The organism is Mesorhizobium sp. WSM4307 (assembly GCF_007003945.1).
Lineage (GTDB): Bacteria > Pseudomonadota > Alphaproteobacteria > Rhizobiales > Rhizobiaceae > Mesorhizobium.
Genome location: NZ_VFTB01000005.1, coordinates 431,872 through 444,432, shown reverse-complemented (window position 1 = coordinate 444,432; position 12,561 = coordinate 431,872). Strand labels below are relative to the sequence as shown.

Annotated in this window: 13 protein-coding genes; 5 read left to right on the top strand and 8 right to left on the bottom strand. The window is 62.1% G+C overall.

Translation table 11 applies throughout. The annotated features are described in order from the left end of the window. Nucleotides 1-19: 19 nt before the first annotated feature. The 7 genes from FJV83_RS14805 to FJV83_RS14775 all read right to left on the bottom strand — a co-directional run bounded on the left by FJV83_RS14805 (nt 20) and on the right by FJV83_RS14775 (nt 7,058). A complete protein-coding gene (locus FJV83_RS14805; protein ID WP_142886579.1) occupies nt 20-1,528 on the bottom strand; it encodes a CpaF family protein in 1,509 nt (502 codons plus the stop codon). 24 nt (nt 1,529-1,552) lie between these two features. Then, the gene (locus tag FJV83_RS14800) at nt 1,553-2,842 is read right to left on the bottom strand and encodes a CpaE family protein (protein WP_142886578.1); all 1,290 of its coding nucleotides are present in this window, start codon (nt 2,840-2,842) and stop codon (nt 1,553-1,555) included. 37 nt (nt 2,843-2,879) lie between these two features. Further along, a complete protein-coding gene (locus FJV83_RS14795; RefSeq protein ID WP_142886577.1) occupies nt 2,880-3,620 on the bottom strand; it encodes a CpaD family pilus assembly protein in 741 nt (246 codons plus the stop codon). Between the two features lie 14 nt (nt 3,621-3,634). Then, nucleotides 3,635-5,161, bottom strand: coding sequence for a type II and III secretion system protein family protein (locus tag FJV83_RS14790; protein ID WP_142886576.1), 1,527 nt, complete (start codon nt 5,159-5,161; stop codon nt 3,635-3,637). Beyond that, entirely contained in the window at nt 5,158-5,973 is an 816-nt protein-coding gene (gene cpaB, locus FJV83_RS14785) for a Flp pilus assembly protein CpaB (RefSeq protein ID WP_095771848.1), read from the bottom strand. Before cpaB ends, FJV83_RS14790 begins: the two co-directional genes overlap by 4 nt. 214 nt (nt 5,974-6,187) lie before the next feature. Further along, nucleotides 6,188-6,706, bottom strand: a complete 519-nt coding sequence (locus FJV83_RS14780) for a prepilin peptidase (protein ID WP_095771847.1) — start codon at nt 6,704-6,706, stop codon at nt 6,188-6,190. Between the two features lie 175 nt (nt 6,707-6,881). After that, nucleotides 6,882-7,058 (bottom strand): Flp family type IVb pilin, encoded by a 177-nt coding sequence (locus FJV83_RS14775; protein WP_027043512.1) that lies wholly within the window; start codon nt 7,056-7,058, stop codon nt 6,882-6,884. A 355-nt stretch (nt 7,059-7,413) separates the two neighbouring features. Here FJV83_RS14775 and FJV83_RS14770 point away from each other — a divergent pair, with 355 nt between their 5' ends. The 3 genes from FJV83_RS14770 to FJV83_RS14760 all read left to right on the top strand — a co-directional run bounded on the left by FJV83_RS14770 (nt 7,414) and on the right by FJV83_RS14760 (nt 9,225). Further along, nucleotides 7,414-7,836 (top strand): pilus assembly protein N-terminal domain-containing protein, encoded by a 423-nt coding sequence (locus tag FJV83_RS14770; RefSeq protein WP_095771846.1) that lies wholly within the window; start codon nt 7,414-7,416, stop codon nt 7,834-7,836. Between the two features lie 140 nt (nt 7,837-7,976). Further along, the gene (locus FJV83_RS14765) at nt 7,977-8,567 is read left to right on the top strand and encodes a TadE/TadG family type IV pilus assembly protein (protein ID WP_142886575.1); all 591 of its coding nucleotides are present in this window, start codon (nt 7,977-7,979) and stop codon (nt 8,565-8,567) included. A gap of 34 nt (nt 8,568-8,601) precedes the next feature. Then, on the top strand, nt 8,602-9,225 hold the full coding sequence (locus FJV83_RS14760) for a TadE/TadG family type IV pilus assembly protein (protein WP_095771844.1): 624 nt from the start codon (nt 8,602-8,604) through the stop codon (nt 9,223-9,225). Between the two features lie 6 nt (nt 9,226-9,231). Here the strand turns inward: FJV83_RS14760 and FJV83_RS14755 are convergent, their stop codons facing one another. Beyond that, complete coding sequence (locus FJV83_RS14755; RefSeq protein WP_185973429.1) at nt 9,232-10,155, bottom strand: phosphate/phosphite/phosphonate ABC transporter substrate-binding protein; 924 nt, start codon at nt 10,153-10,155, stop codon at nt 9,232-9,234. A gap of 270 nt (nt 10,156-10,425) precedes the next feature. Here FJV83_RS14755 and FJV83_RS14750 point away from each other — a divergent pair, with 270 nt between their 5' ends. Both FJV83_RS14750 and mutM read left to right on the top strand, forming a co-directional pair. Beyond that, the gene (locus FJV83_RS14750) at nt 10,426-11,667 is read left to right on the top strand and encodes a phosphopentomutase (protein WP_142886573.1); all 1,242 of its coding nucleotides are present in this window, start codon (nt 10,426-10,428) and stop codon (nt 11,665-11,667) included. Continuing rightward, nucleotides 11,660-12,550, top strand: coding sequence for a bifunctional DNA-formamidopyrimidine glycosylase/DNA-(apurinic or apyrimidinic site) lyase (mutM, locus tag FJV83_RS14745; protein ID WP_142886572.1), 891 nt, complete (start codon nt 11,660-11,662; stop codon nt 12,548-12,550). Before FJV83_RS14750 ends, mutM begins: the two co-directional genes overlap by 8 nt. Nucleotides 12,551-12,561: the final 11 nt, after the last annotated feature.

Sequence of the window (12,561 nt, the reverse complement as noted above, 5' to 3'; positions counted from 1 at the left end):
CAGAACCCTCAACGCCGCGTCAGTCAGCGCGTTTCTCCATAGCCTCGAGCGCAACGGCGAGGCGCTGCTCCTCGCCGTAGTAGCGAGCCCGATCCCAAAAATGCGGGCGGCCGATGCCGGTCGAGACATGCTCGCCCAGCAGCCTGCCGTTGGCGTCCTCGCCCTTGATGTTGTAGAGGACGATGTCCTGCGTGATGATGACGTCACCTTCCATCCCAATCACCTCGGTGATGTGAGTGATTCGACGCGATCCGTCGCGCAGACGCGCCGCCTGGATGATCACGTCGATGGAACCGACGACGATTTCACGCACGGTTTTCTGCGGCAGCGAATAACCGCCCATGGCGATCATGGATTCAATACGATTCAGGCATTCGCGCGGGCTGTTCGAGTGGATCGTTCCCATCGAGCCGTCATGGCCGGTGTTCATCGCCTGCAGAAGATCGAACACTTCGGGTCCGCGCACCTCGCCGACGATGATGCGCTCGGGCCGCATGCGCAGGCAGTTCTTGACCAGGTCGCGCATCGTCACTTCGCCTTCGCCTTCGAGGTTGGGCGGTCGGGTTTCCAGACGCACGACATGTGGCTGCTGCAGTTGCAGTTCGGCCGAGTCCTCGCAGGTGATGACGCGCTCGTCGCGGTCGATGTAGTTGGTGAGGCAGTTGAGCAGTGTCGTCTTGCCGGAGCCGGTGCCGCCCGAGATGACGATGTTGCAGCGAACACGGCCGATGATCTTGAGGACTTCGGCGCCCTGCGGCGAGATGGCCCCGAACTTGACCAGCTGATCGAGCGTCAGCTTGTCCTTCTTGAATTTGCGGATGGTGAGCGCGGTGCCGTCGATGGCGAGGGGCGGAGCGATGACGTTGACGCGGGAGCCGTCGGGAAGGCGGGCGTCGCAGATCGGGCTGGATTCATCGACACGGCGACCGACCTGACTGACAATGCGCTGGCAGATGTTGAGAAGCTGCTGGTTGTCACGAAAGCGAATGCCGGTCTGCTCGACCTTGCCATTGACTTCGATGTAGACGTTCTTGGAGCCGTTGACCATGATGTCGGCGATGTCGTCGCGGGCGAGCAATGGTTCGAGCGGCCCATAACCAAGCACGTCGTTGCAGATGTCCTCGAGCAATTCCTCCTGCTCGGCGATCGACATTGCGAAATTCTTGATCGCGATGATGTCGTTGACGATGTCGCGGATTTCCTCGCGTGCGGTCTCCGGGTCGAGCTTGGCCAGCTGCGACAGGTCGATCGTGTCGATGAGCGCCGAGAAAACCTGGCTCTTGGTGTCGTAATAGGTTTCGCTCTTTTCGCGTTGGGGCCGCCTCGCCTCCGGCGCGATGGGCGGCGCCTCGACGGCGCGGCGAGCCGGCGGCGCCGCAGGCGCGCTTGGCTGCAGCGGTGCCGTGGGCCGGGCAAGAACCGCCGTGTCCGCCGAACCCGCTGGCGGCGGCGCGGCCGGCGCCGGTGCTGGCTGGCGGAATTCCGGCGTGAACCGGTTGCCGTCGTCGTTGCCTCTTTTACCGAACATGATCGACTACCGATTCCAAAAGCGTCACTTCTTGTTGCGCGAGAGCTTGCCGAGCAGACTGCCCAGGCCGGCCTTCTTTTTCGTCCGGATCTCGCTTCGCCCGGTCAGCACGTGGGCAATCTCGTTGATGATCGCGACAACCGGGTTCTTGGCATCCATCTCGCCGAGCATCCGCCCGTTGTTGGCGGCATTGCCGAACAGCAATGGATCGAAGCCGATGACCGACAGCGGCGTCAGGCCGAGCGGCTCGGCGAAATCGGACGGCGAAATTTCCGGCCGCTTGGGAACGCCGGCCTGGTTGATGATCAGCTTCGGCGGCGGGTCGTTGGGGCGAAGCCGCTTGAGCATGTCGACCATGTTCTTGGTGTTGCGCAGATTGGCCAGTTCCGGGGTCGCCGTGATGACGATCTCGTCGGCCTTGACCAGCGTGTTCTTGGCCCAGCCCGTCCAGACATGGGGGACGTCCAGGACCAGGAGCGGCACGCTGCGCTGCGCGGTATCGACAAGCTGAGCAAAGGCGTCGGGATCGAAGTCGTAGACGCGTTCCAGCGTCGAGGGCGCGGCGAGTAACGACAAATGCTCGGCGCACTGCGTCAGCAGCCGGTCGAGATAGACTTCGTCGACGCGCTCGGGCGAGAACACCGCTTCGGCGATGCCCTGGGCCGGATCCTGGTCGAAATTGATGTTGGCCGTGCCGAAGGCGAGATCGAGGTCGGCGACGACGACCTCGGATTTGAACAGGGAGGACATCGCCCAGGCGACATTGTGGGCGATGGTGGAAGAGCCGACACCGCCCTTGGCGCCGACAAAGGCGATCGAACGGCCGATGGGTTCAGCCTCCGGATCGACGAAAATCGACGACACGACACTGACGATGTCAGCCATCGAAACGGGCGCGATGACATATTCGGAGATGCCGGAGCGGATGAGCTCGCGATAGAGACCGACATCATTGTAATGGCCGATCACCACCACTTTCGAGGATGGATCGCAGTATTCAGAGAGCTGGGCGAGCTGCTCCAGCAATTGCTTGGGTTCGCTGCGTGACTCCAGCAGGATCAGGTTCGGGGTCGGCGCCGATTGATAGAACTCGATCGCCGTGGGAATGCCGCCCATATGGACTTTGAGATGCGCCTTGGTCATACGGCGGTCCTCGCCGGCGCGCTCGACCGGATTGGCGACGCCCTCGGTCTCGCAGAATGCCTGGATCGAGATGCGCGGAACCGGCCGCAACGCCTGCATCGCGGCGATGTCCTGCGGTGATGTATCACCGCCGTCCACGGTGGCGTCATAGGCAAGATTGCTCATGGTCATGCTCTTTTCCGTGGCTTCTCTTCCTCGAGGGCTCGGCTCAGTACGTCACTTCCGAATTGCCGAGGAATTCATCCGAAATACCTCTTGCACGATAGACATCGATCACCTTGCCGCGGTTTTCAGCGTCGATGGTGGTCTGCTTGCGCGGCCCGAGCAGATCGGCCGGGTTGGCCATCTGGGCAGCGAGATTGTTTTGATAGGAACAGCCGAAGTCGGCATAGTGCTTGTTTTCCGACGTCTCGAGCACATCGTCGGGCCAGCGTCCGCATTTGTCGGTCTGCGCCCTCACCGCGATATAGGAGACGCGAACCGGAGCGGATGTCTCACTCGAGCCGGCCTGGTAGGAGACCACGACGATCCGGTTGCGCTTGATACCGCTGGCGACCGCGAGCCTGGCGAAATCACGGCCGGCCGCCGTCGCGGCGACCTCGTTGGCCGATCCGCTCGGAATCTGGATGGTCAATGTCGGAGCAGCACTCTTGTCGTAGCCATCGAGGAAACCGAGCAGCGTGTCGCGCTGCGAACCGGTCATGCCGCGGTCGCCGGCGCCGACAGGCAGGTCGATCTTCTGGTTCTTCTCCGCGATGACGATCGGATGGTTGGTGCGATAGTCGTCCGGAACGGCGCCGACGGTGATGCTGTCGCGCTGGGCGCACCCGGCCAGCAGAGCGGCGGTCATCGTCACCGCCAGAACCGGCAGCACCCGCAGGCCGGTCCGCGAACGGCAGGCGCGCATCGTCGTGGCGATGGTCCTTGTCTTCAACGCTGACTGAGACATGTCCGCTTCCCCATTCACTTGTAGATGTAGCCGACAACGCCGTGGTAACGGCCGTTGGGCTTGTCTGTCTGCATGGTGCCGTAGACGCGATTGACCTTGCCAAGAAAATTGGCGGCGCCGTCGCTGGCAGGGTTGAAATTGTCGTCCGGCTTGGCGAGATCGTTGCGCGCCACTGGCTTGGTGAGATAGGGCGTGATGAAAATCACCAGCTCGGTCTCGTTGCGCACGAAGTCTCTACTGCGGAACAAGGTGCCAAGGACCGGGATCTTGGTGAGACCTGGCAGTCCGGAGACCGCTTGACGCACGTCGTCGCGGACCAGACCCGCAATCATCATGGAGCCGCCGGAAGGCAATTCGACCGTGGTGTCGGCAAGGCGCTTACGGATAGACAGCAGTGTGGTGCCAGGTAAGGACCCCCCCGCTTCCAAGGTCGTGCCACCTTCCGTGGTCGGCTCCGAAACGGCCGTCCTGACCTTGAGACTGATACGCCCAGCCGACAGCACGACCGGTTGGAACTCGAGGCCAATACCGTATTCAATCTGCTGGTTGGTGTATGTCACCTGGCCGGTCTGGTTGTCCGTGGAGACGTTGCTTGTGCGCCCGGTAATGATATTGAACTCACCGCCGACCTTGAATGTCGCCTTCTCACCCGAGACAGCCGTCAGTGTCGGTTCAGCCAGGGTTTTCATGACTCCCGACTGTTCCATCGCATTTATGTAGGCCTGAAAGGGTGAGGTTGCGCTTCCAAGGCTAAAGCCTGAATTCTGCGATAGTGGTTTGCCCAAGCCGTAATTCGGCGAGCTTAGCGCGTTCCAGCTGATACCGTTGCTGTTGCCGCTGCCAACCATGTTGACACCAAGCTGCTTCATCACAGAGCGACTGACTTCAGCGACGGTCACCTTGAGCGTGACCTGGTCGTCGCCGATGATCTGCAGAAGATTGACGATCTTCGAGACGCGTCGTTCCTGGTCGGGGTTGTTGATGTCGACGCCGCTCTGGGCCGAGCCGCCGGCCGCGGTCTGCGAATACTGCCCGGTCGTTGCTTCACCGCCTGAGACGAAGATCGTCGCCAGGTCGACCGCCCGCTTCGCGTCCAGCGGCGTATCGACCATTCCGGTCAAGACGACATTGTCGTTCAGCAGTTCCACCTTCACGTCCGAGGTCGGAAGGAAGCGCTTGATATAATCTTCCAGGCCGGCGACGTCGCGTTCGACTGCCAGGTCCAGGCTGGCGATCTGTTCGCCGTTCGGGCCGAAGACGAAAATGTTGGTCTCGCCGACCGATTTGCCGAACAGATAGATACGCCTTGCAGTGCGGGTCACCGCATCGGCAACGGTCGGGTTGGCGACGAGAATGTCGTAGGCATCGCTCGGCAGGTCTATGACCACCGATTTGTTGAGGCCTAGCTTGACGCGCTGCGTGGCTGTCGTGGCCGACACCTGCGTGCTCTTCGCCTCGACGACGCCATGCACATTCGTTCCGACGAGCAGCAGGCTGAATGCCGCGGCTGCGATTGCCGGCAGTTTACCGCTTAGCCTCATTTCCTTGCCCCTACTTCGGAGACTTCGCCCGACTTGATCAGTCTCACCGTTCCCTTGCGGCCATTGCCGGAAACGAGATAGTCGGCCTCGCCCACATTCTTTTCCTGGGTGTCCGCGACCGCGCGCAAGGCCAGCGTCAGGCGATCCGCCATCTGCTGGGCGACGGTGATGATCTCCGCCTGCTTGGGCGTCAGCTCCAGCGTGGCGGTCTGGCCCACCCTGGTCTTCTTGCCCTCCTCGTCTTCCTGGATCGTCTGGTCGATCGCCAGGACGCGGATGTTCTTGAGGATGGTTTCGGTGTTGAAGCCGGTGCTGCCGCTGTTGGCATCCGCCCTGCGGGTCATGATGACGTCGACGAAGTCGTTGGGAAGGATGAAGCCGCCGGCCGAAGTGTCGGCCGAGATGGTCGTGGCGACCGCCCGCATCCCGGAGGGCAGGATGGACGACATGAAGCTCTGCCCCTCGCCGATCAGCTTGGAGCGCCGCACCGGCTCGCCGGCATACATCGGCACGCGGGCGATCGATCCCTTCAATTTCTCCAGGGCGTCGGGAGCATTGGCCTTGGTGATGAAATTCGCGTTGACCCCGTCGGCCGGCCAGGATTGCCAGGAAATGTTGTTTTGAAGCGCGTTGCCCATCGCGACATCGCCCGAGAGCACAAGCACGTCCTGCAGGGGCACGGCGGGAGCCTGGGGGCCGGAATCGACCACGATCTGCGGCGGCGGCGCGGTGACCATGTTCTTCGCGACATAGCCAGCGCCACCCGCCGCGGCCACCGCCACGCTAAGAATAATAAGTCGGGATGCTGGCATCTGTCCGAACCTCGCCCTTGGCAAACCACGTAGCCAAGCCGGACTTTGCAGCGGCAATCGTCAAAACAAGGTTAATGTAATGCTTACGATCGTGATTAATTTAAGGTTTACATAAATTGTCTGGATCGCGCCGCCACGGATCAAAGGGGCCTAGCGAAGGCTCATTTCAAAGCCGGCCGGGCAATGCGGTGGGGGAAACGGAAAACGATCGCGTTCAGCTCGCAAGCCTGGCCAGCGCCCACACCATCAAAGGTGAGTCCGGATAGGTCAGCAGCCCGCCAAGGCCGAGCGCGATCCCGTAGGGAATCCCGACCGACTCTTCCGCGAAATGGCGCAGGAACGGATTGCTGCCCGTCATAACCGCCAGCGGCGACTTCCGGTAAAGCAGGATGGCGATCGTCAGCAGGCCGCCGATGAGTGTCGAGACAACAAGGTATTCGACGAGTTGGATGTTCAACCCCATCCACACGGCCGTCGCGGCCAGCAGCTTGGCATCGCCGCCTCCCATGCCACCCATTGCGAACAGGCCAAACGTCACGGCAAGGACCAGGGCGCCGGCGGCGAAATGCCAACCATAGGCTGCCCATTCCATACCCGTCAGCGGCGCGACCAGCGCGAACACGACGACAAGCAGCACCGACACGCGATTGGCAATTGTCATCGACAGCATGTCGGAGATCGCTGCAAACAGCATGCAGAACGGAAAGACGACGAAGATCAGGGCTTCAAGCATCGGCGCTCATGCCTATTTGTAGGGGCTTCCAAGCAATTCAATATAGGCCGGTTCGATTAACGTTCGATGAGACCCGTAAAGAGAGACGCCCACCCTTGCCAACGAGAACAAAACAGGGGCCGCTATGTAGCGGCCCCTGTCCAGAACATTAGCTGAGCGTTCAGCAATAGGCAGATCAGCTGCCGCTGCTGTTCAGGGTGGTTCCGATCGACGTGAACTTGGCGTTGATTGCATTGCCAAGGGCGCCGGCGCCGGTGATGATGGCGAGCGCGATGAGGGCGGCGATCAGACCATATTCGATAGCGGTCGCGCCGGATTCGTCCTTCACGAAACGTGCAAAAAGGTTAGACATTCGAGAGCTCCTACTCCACGTGTTACAGCACTTCCGTCAACTTCTGTGATGGTTGATCGGATGCTGCCAATCTAGGGAGAAGCTCTTTCGATCGGCTTAATAAACAGCCTTACCGATTCCTTTCCCGGCTCGAACGGAATGCGTGGTTAACCCGACGCTAAGCGCTGGCTAACCTACTGTTTCCCAAGCCAATGCCGCGAAAGACAAGGCTTTGGCAAAGCTTGCGACTGGCGCGAATCCAACCCCGTGAACAGCCACGTCGATCGCCACATCCGGCGCCGGCAAGCCGACTTAACCGTTGGTTCACCAATCTCGTTCATGTTCCGTTGAACAGTTTGCTTGCGGGAGCGCATCGATGGCCGTGCAGAGATCCTCAATCCTGATTGCCGTGCTTCTTGCCGCCACGAGCTTGATCACGCCAGCCGTGGCCGCCGCCGATATCGAAGTGACGATGAATCAGGCCAAGATCGTGAAGTTGTCGCGTCCCGCCGACACGATCGTCGTCGGCAACCCGGCCATCGCTGATGCCTCGGTCCAGGACGCCTCCACGATCGTGCTCACCGGCAAGGGTTTCGGCGTCACCAATCTCGTCGTTCTCGACCAGGAGGGCAGCCCGATCGTCGACGCGCAGGTTACCGTCGTGCGGCAGGCGGCCTCGTCGGTTCGCATTTACCGGCGTGCAGAGGTCCAGACCATGTCCTGCACGCCCTATTGCGAAAGCTCCTACAAGAGCGAGGCTGAAAAATCCTCCGAGGCCGAGATGAGCGTGAGCAAATAGGCTGCGCGGCGCCACCAGCCTGTCCAGGTTACCGGCCAGTTAAGGCGCCGGCGCCGACTTTAACGATCATTCAAACCGGGCCTCAATTGGTTTGCGCTAGTACACCTGTCGGAACCGTCCAGGGGTGGCAGGAACAGGACATGGGCAACGAATTCAGCTCGACAGATCAGCACAAGTCGGAGCGCGCCGGGTTTCTGACGCGCTTCCTTCGCAATCGCCGTGGCAGCACCGCCATCGAATTCTCGATACTTGCATTGCCGTTCGCCCTCCTCATATTCGCCATCCTTGAAAGCTGCATCTCGTTTGCCGGCCAGGAAGTGATGGCCAACATCACCGACGATGTCGCGCGTCAGTTGCGCACCGGCCAGCTGCGGCCGGCGGATGTCGCCGGGAGCAAATTGACGACCCTGATCTGCGGCAGGCTGCAGATCATCGTCTCCACGGATTGCCCGCAACAACTGCTCGTGGACCTTCGCGAGTATCCGACCTTCGCGGACGCGGCCACCGCGACCTTCAAGATCCAGAACGGCGATGTCGTGCTGATGCAAGGCACGAACTCACAGACTTTCGCAAACACGCCTGGCCTGGCGGAATCTAAGAACATGCTGCGGGTCTTCTACAAATGGCCTGTCATGACCGATCTGATGGCCAAGTCGATGGCCAATCTGAGTGGTGGCAGGACGCTGCATTTTGCGTCGGTGACCTGGCAGAACGAGCCGTTCGACAATTGAGTTCAGAACGACCAACAAGAAAAAGGCAAATGCCATGATGCGTGCGGGGGCACATCTGAAAATCTCGGAGTCCTGGAGCAGAGCCATCGGATTCTGGTCTAATCGCAAGGGCATCGCGGCGGTCGAGTTCGCTCTTATCGTTCCGATCCTGCTGGTCTTGTACTTCATGACCATGGAGGCTTCGCAGGCCATCGAGACCAGCAAGAAGGTCAGCCGCATCGGCAGCATGGTTGCCGATCTCGTCACGCAGCAGCCGACCATCGTCAAGACGGATCTCGACGCCATCATGAAGATCGGCACCTCGACCATTCAGCCCTACAACCGATCGACGCCGAACATCACGATCACGGCAATACAGGTCACGACCGACGCAACGCCGCTGGTGAAAGTGGTGTGGTCGCGCAAGGTGGCGGGTGGCGTCTACGGCGTCGGTGCCGCCGCGGGCACGACCACGACGGTTCCGGCAACGCTCAGGGTCGCCGGAACCTTCCTCATCCGCGTCGAGAGCAATCTGGCCTATACACCGATCATCGGCTGGACGACGGACACCCAGCAGAAGCTCGGATTGACCCAATCCCTTACCACCACGATCCCGATGGGCGAGACCTACTACCTGCGTCCGCGCAGAAGCCTGACCATCCCCTGCGGCGATTGCTGAAGCCTTTTACTGCCGGCCGCCATCGGCCGACACCAGGCGCACGATGGCTTGCGCCGTCGCATAGTCTTTTGGGGCGACGGTCAGAAAGCCGCCGGAGTGCTTCGATTCCAGGAGATCGTAGACATCCGGCGTCGTCGATTTGAGGTTGGTGAGGAACACGGTCAGCCGGCGCCTGGCTTCCGGGTCGAGATCGCTGCGCACAGCATGGGGACCGTATCTCAGCAGGCTCGACATCCACACCACCTGGAGAGCCGACGGCGAAAGGCCGGCCGCTTCGAGCCTGGCCTGCGTGCCGCCGGATAGCAGCGGCTGGCCGTCGGCCGCGGCCCTCACCCAGCCGAACGTGGCGTCGGCATGGCCGTCGACGAGCATGGCTTCCGCCGCGGACGCCGTATCGGCATGGAGCAGAAACGGAGCATCCTCGGCGATCTCTGCGTGTTCGGCGGCCAGCTCCGTCAGCGGCAAAAGCGAGCCCCCGACGCTGTCCGGCGGCGGCATGGCGATCCGGTGCGTCTCCATCGCCGCCAGGCCTGACAGCTTGCCGTCCCGGGTCAACAGCACGGAGCGGATGCCGACCGCACCATCGGAATCGACCGGAGCCACAAGCGGTTCGACACATCCGCAACGCTGCAGCGCCGTCGCGTAGGCCGTCGCCGAATAGATGGCGTACTCGATCCGGGCGTTGGCCTGCGCCTCGATCAGTGCCGCGTAGTCGCGCGCGACGACAAACTCCACCTTCATGCCAAGCGCGTTGGTAAAGGATTGCGTCAACAGCGCCAGCCCCGGGACAGTGTTGCCGGCGCCAGGCTCGGCGACGATGCCGATGCGGAATGTGCCGATATCGTCGCGCCAGTCGGCCCGCGCCGGACCACAGCAGAGTGCGCCGTGCATGACCACGAGGGCAGCATATGTCTTCTGCGCGGCGCTCATGACAAGACCGTCCTGCGTTTCCTTCGATCCATGTCCAAGCCCGTGCGTCGTGCTTTCCATCTCGGATTGTATCTGTCGTCGTTGCCCCAACCCGCGCGCACTTGGGCGACATGCTCTCTTGGTTTGTCCATGCCGTTGTCCCAAAACCGCTGCACGTTTTCGGGCGACATGGACTGGACTGTCGCGCCAAGCCGTTGCCGTTTGGTTTCCGAATTGCCAATGCCGTCTTGGAACCCTATGTCTGGGCGTCCAAACTGGCAACAATGACCGATGGCGCGCGCTTTCCTCTTCGTCCTGGACTCTTTCGGCATCGGCGGTGCGACCGACGCCGAACGCTATGGCGACGCCGGCGCCAACACGCTTGCGCACATTGCCGAAGCTTGCGCCGAAGGGCGCGCGGATCGCGAGCGGCTTCGGCAAGGGCCGCTGTTTGTCCCGCACATGGCGTCGCTCGGGCTTGGCAAGGCAGCGGAGACGGCGACAGGGTTGGGTTTTGCCCACTTCGGGACGGATCTGGTCGCCAACGCCTTCCATGGCGCGGCGCAGGAAGTTTCGAGCGGCAAGGACACGCCCTCCGGCCACTGGGAGATCGCCGGGCTGCCGGTGCGTTTCGACTGGGGTTACTTCCCGGATACGGTTCCGGCCTTTCCCGCTGATCTGACCGCGGCGATGATCCGCGAGGGCGAGGTGCCAGGCATCCTCGGCAACTGCCATGCGCCGGGCACCGAAATCATCGAACGGTTCGGCGAGGAACACATCCGTACCGGCAAGCCGATCTGTTACACCTCCGTCGATTCGGTCCTGCAGATCGCCGCGCATGAAGTTCATTTCGGGTTGGATCGGCTTTATGAATTCTGTCAGGTGGTGCGCCGGCTGGTTGATCCGCTCAGAATCGGGCGCGTGATCGCACGACCGTTCGTCGGCGAGACCGCCGCCACCTTCCAGCGGACCTACAATCGCCATGACTATGCCGTGCCACCTCCGGAGCCGACCTTGCTTGACCGGCTGACGGCGCGGGGAAGCCGCGTCATCGCCGTCGGCAAGATCGGTGACATCTTCGCCCATCGCGGGATTTCGGAAGTGCGCAAGGCCGCCGGCAACATGGCCATGTTCGACAAAGCGCTCGGTGCGATGGACGATGCCGGCGACGGCGATCTCGTTTTCGCCAATTTCGTCGATTTCGACACCGAATTCGGCCACCGCCGCGACGTCGCCGGCTATGCCGCCGCGCTCGAGGCCTTCGACCGACGGCTGCCGGAAGCATTCGCCAAGCTGCGGCAGGGCGACCTTCTCATCCTGACGGCCGACCACGGCAACGATCCGACCTGGCGAGGGACCGATCACACGCGTGAACGCATCCCGGTGATCGGCATGGGACCGGACCTGGCAGGTGGCGACATCGGATTGAGAACGACATTCGCCGATATCGGCGAAACCGTCGCCGAACACCTCGGGCTGGCGCCCGGCCGCTACGGCACTTCTTTCCATCCGATGATTGGCGGCCATGCCTGAATTGCCCGAAGTCGAAACGGTCCGGCGTGGCCTGCAGCCGGTCCTGGAAGGTGCCCGTCTGACCGGGGTCGAGGCGCGTCGGCCAGACCTCCGGTTTCCCTTTCCCGAACGGTTTTCGGAAAGGCTGACGGGCAGGACCATCACTGCACTCGGCCGCCGGGCCAAATATCTGACCATGCATGTGCAGGACGGCCCCGTGCTGATCTGCCATCTCGGCATGTCGGGCTCCTTTCGCGTCGAGACCGACGACGACGGTGAGACACCCGGCGTGTTCCACCACGAGCGCTCGAAAAGCACGGCACACGACCATGTGGTGTTCGATGTGGTCGGTGCCGACGGCGCCCGGTCCCGCGTGATCTTCAACGACCCGCGCCGCTTCGGCTTCATGCTGTTTGCGGAAGGATCGCCGGAGACGCATCCGATGCTGGCCGGGCTGGGCGTCGAGCCAACGGGCAATACGCTGGACGGCGCGCTGCTGGCCTCGTTGCTGCAAGGCCGCGGATCGCCGCTGAAGGCAGCACTTCTTGACCAGAAGCTGATCGCGGGACTTGGCAATATTTATGTCTCGGAGGCGCTTTGGCGCGCCGGCCTGTCGCCCTTGCGCGAGGCGGGCACCATCGCCAAGCCGGGCAAGAAGGCCAGGCAACAAAGCGAACGCCTCGCCGAGGCGATCCGCTCGGTCATATCGGATGCCATCGCCGCCGGCGGGTCTTCGCTGCGCGACTACATGCACACCGATGGCTCGCTCGGCTATTTCCAGCATTCCTTCGCCGTCTACGACCGTGAGGGCGAGCCCTGCGCGAAGCCCGGCTGCGGCGGCCATATCGAGCGCGTCGTGCAGAGCGGACGCTCGACCTTCTATTGCCGGACGTGTCAGAGCTGAGTTAGACCGGG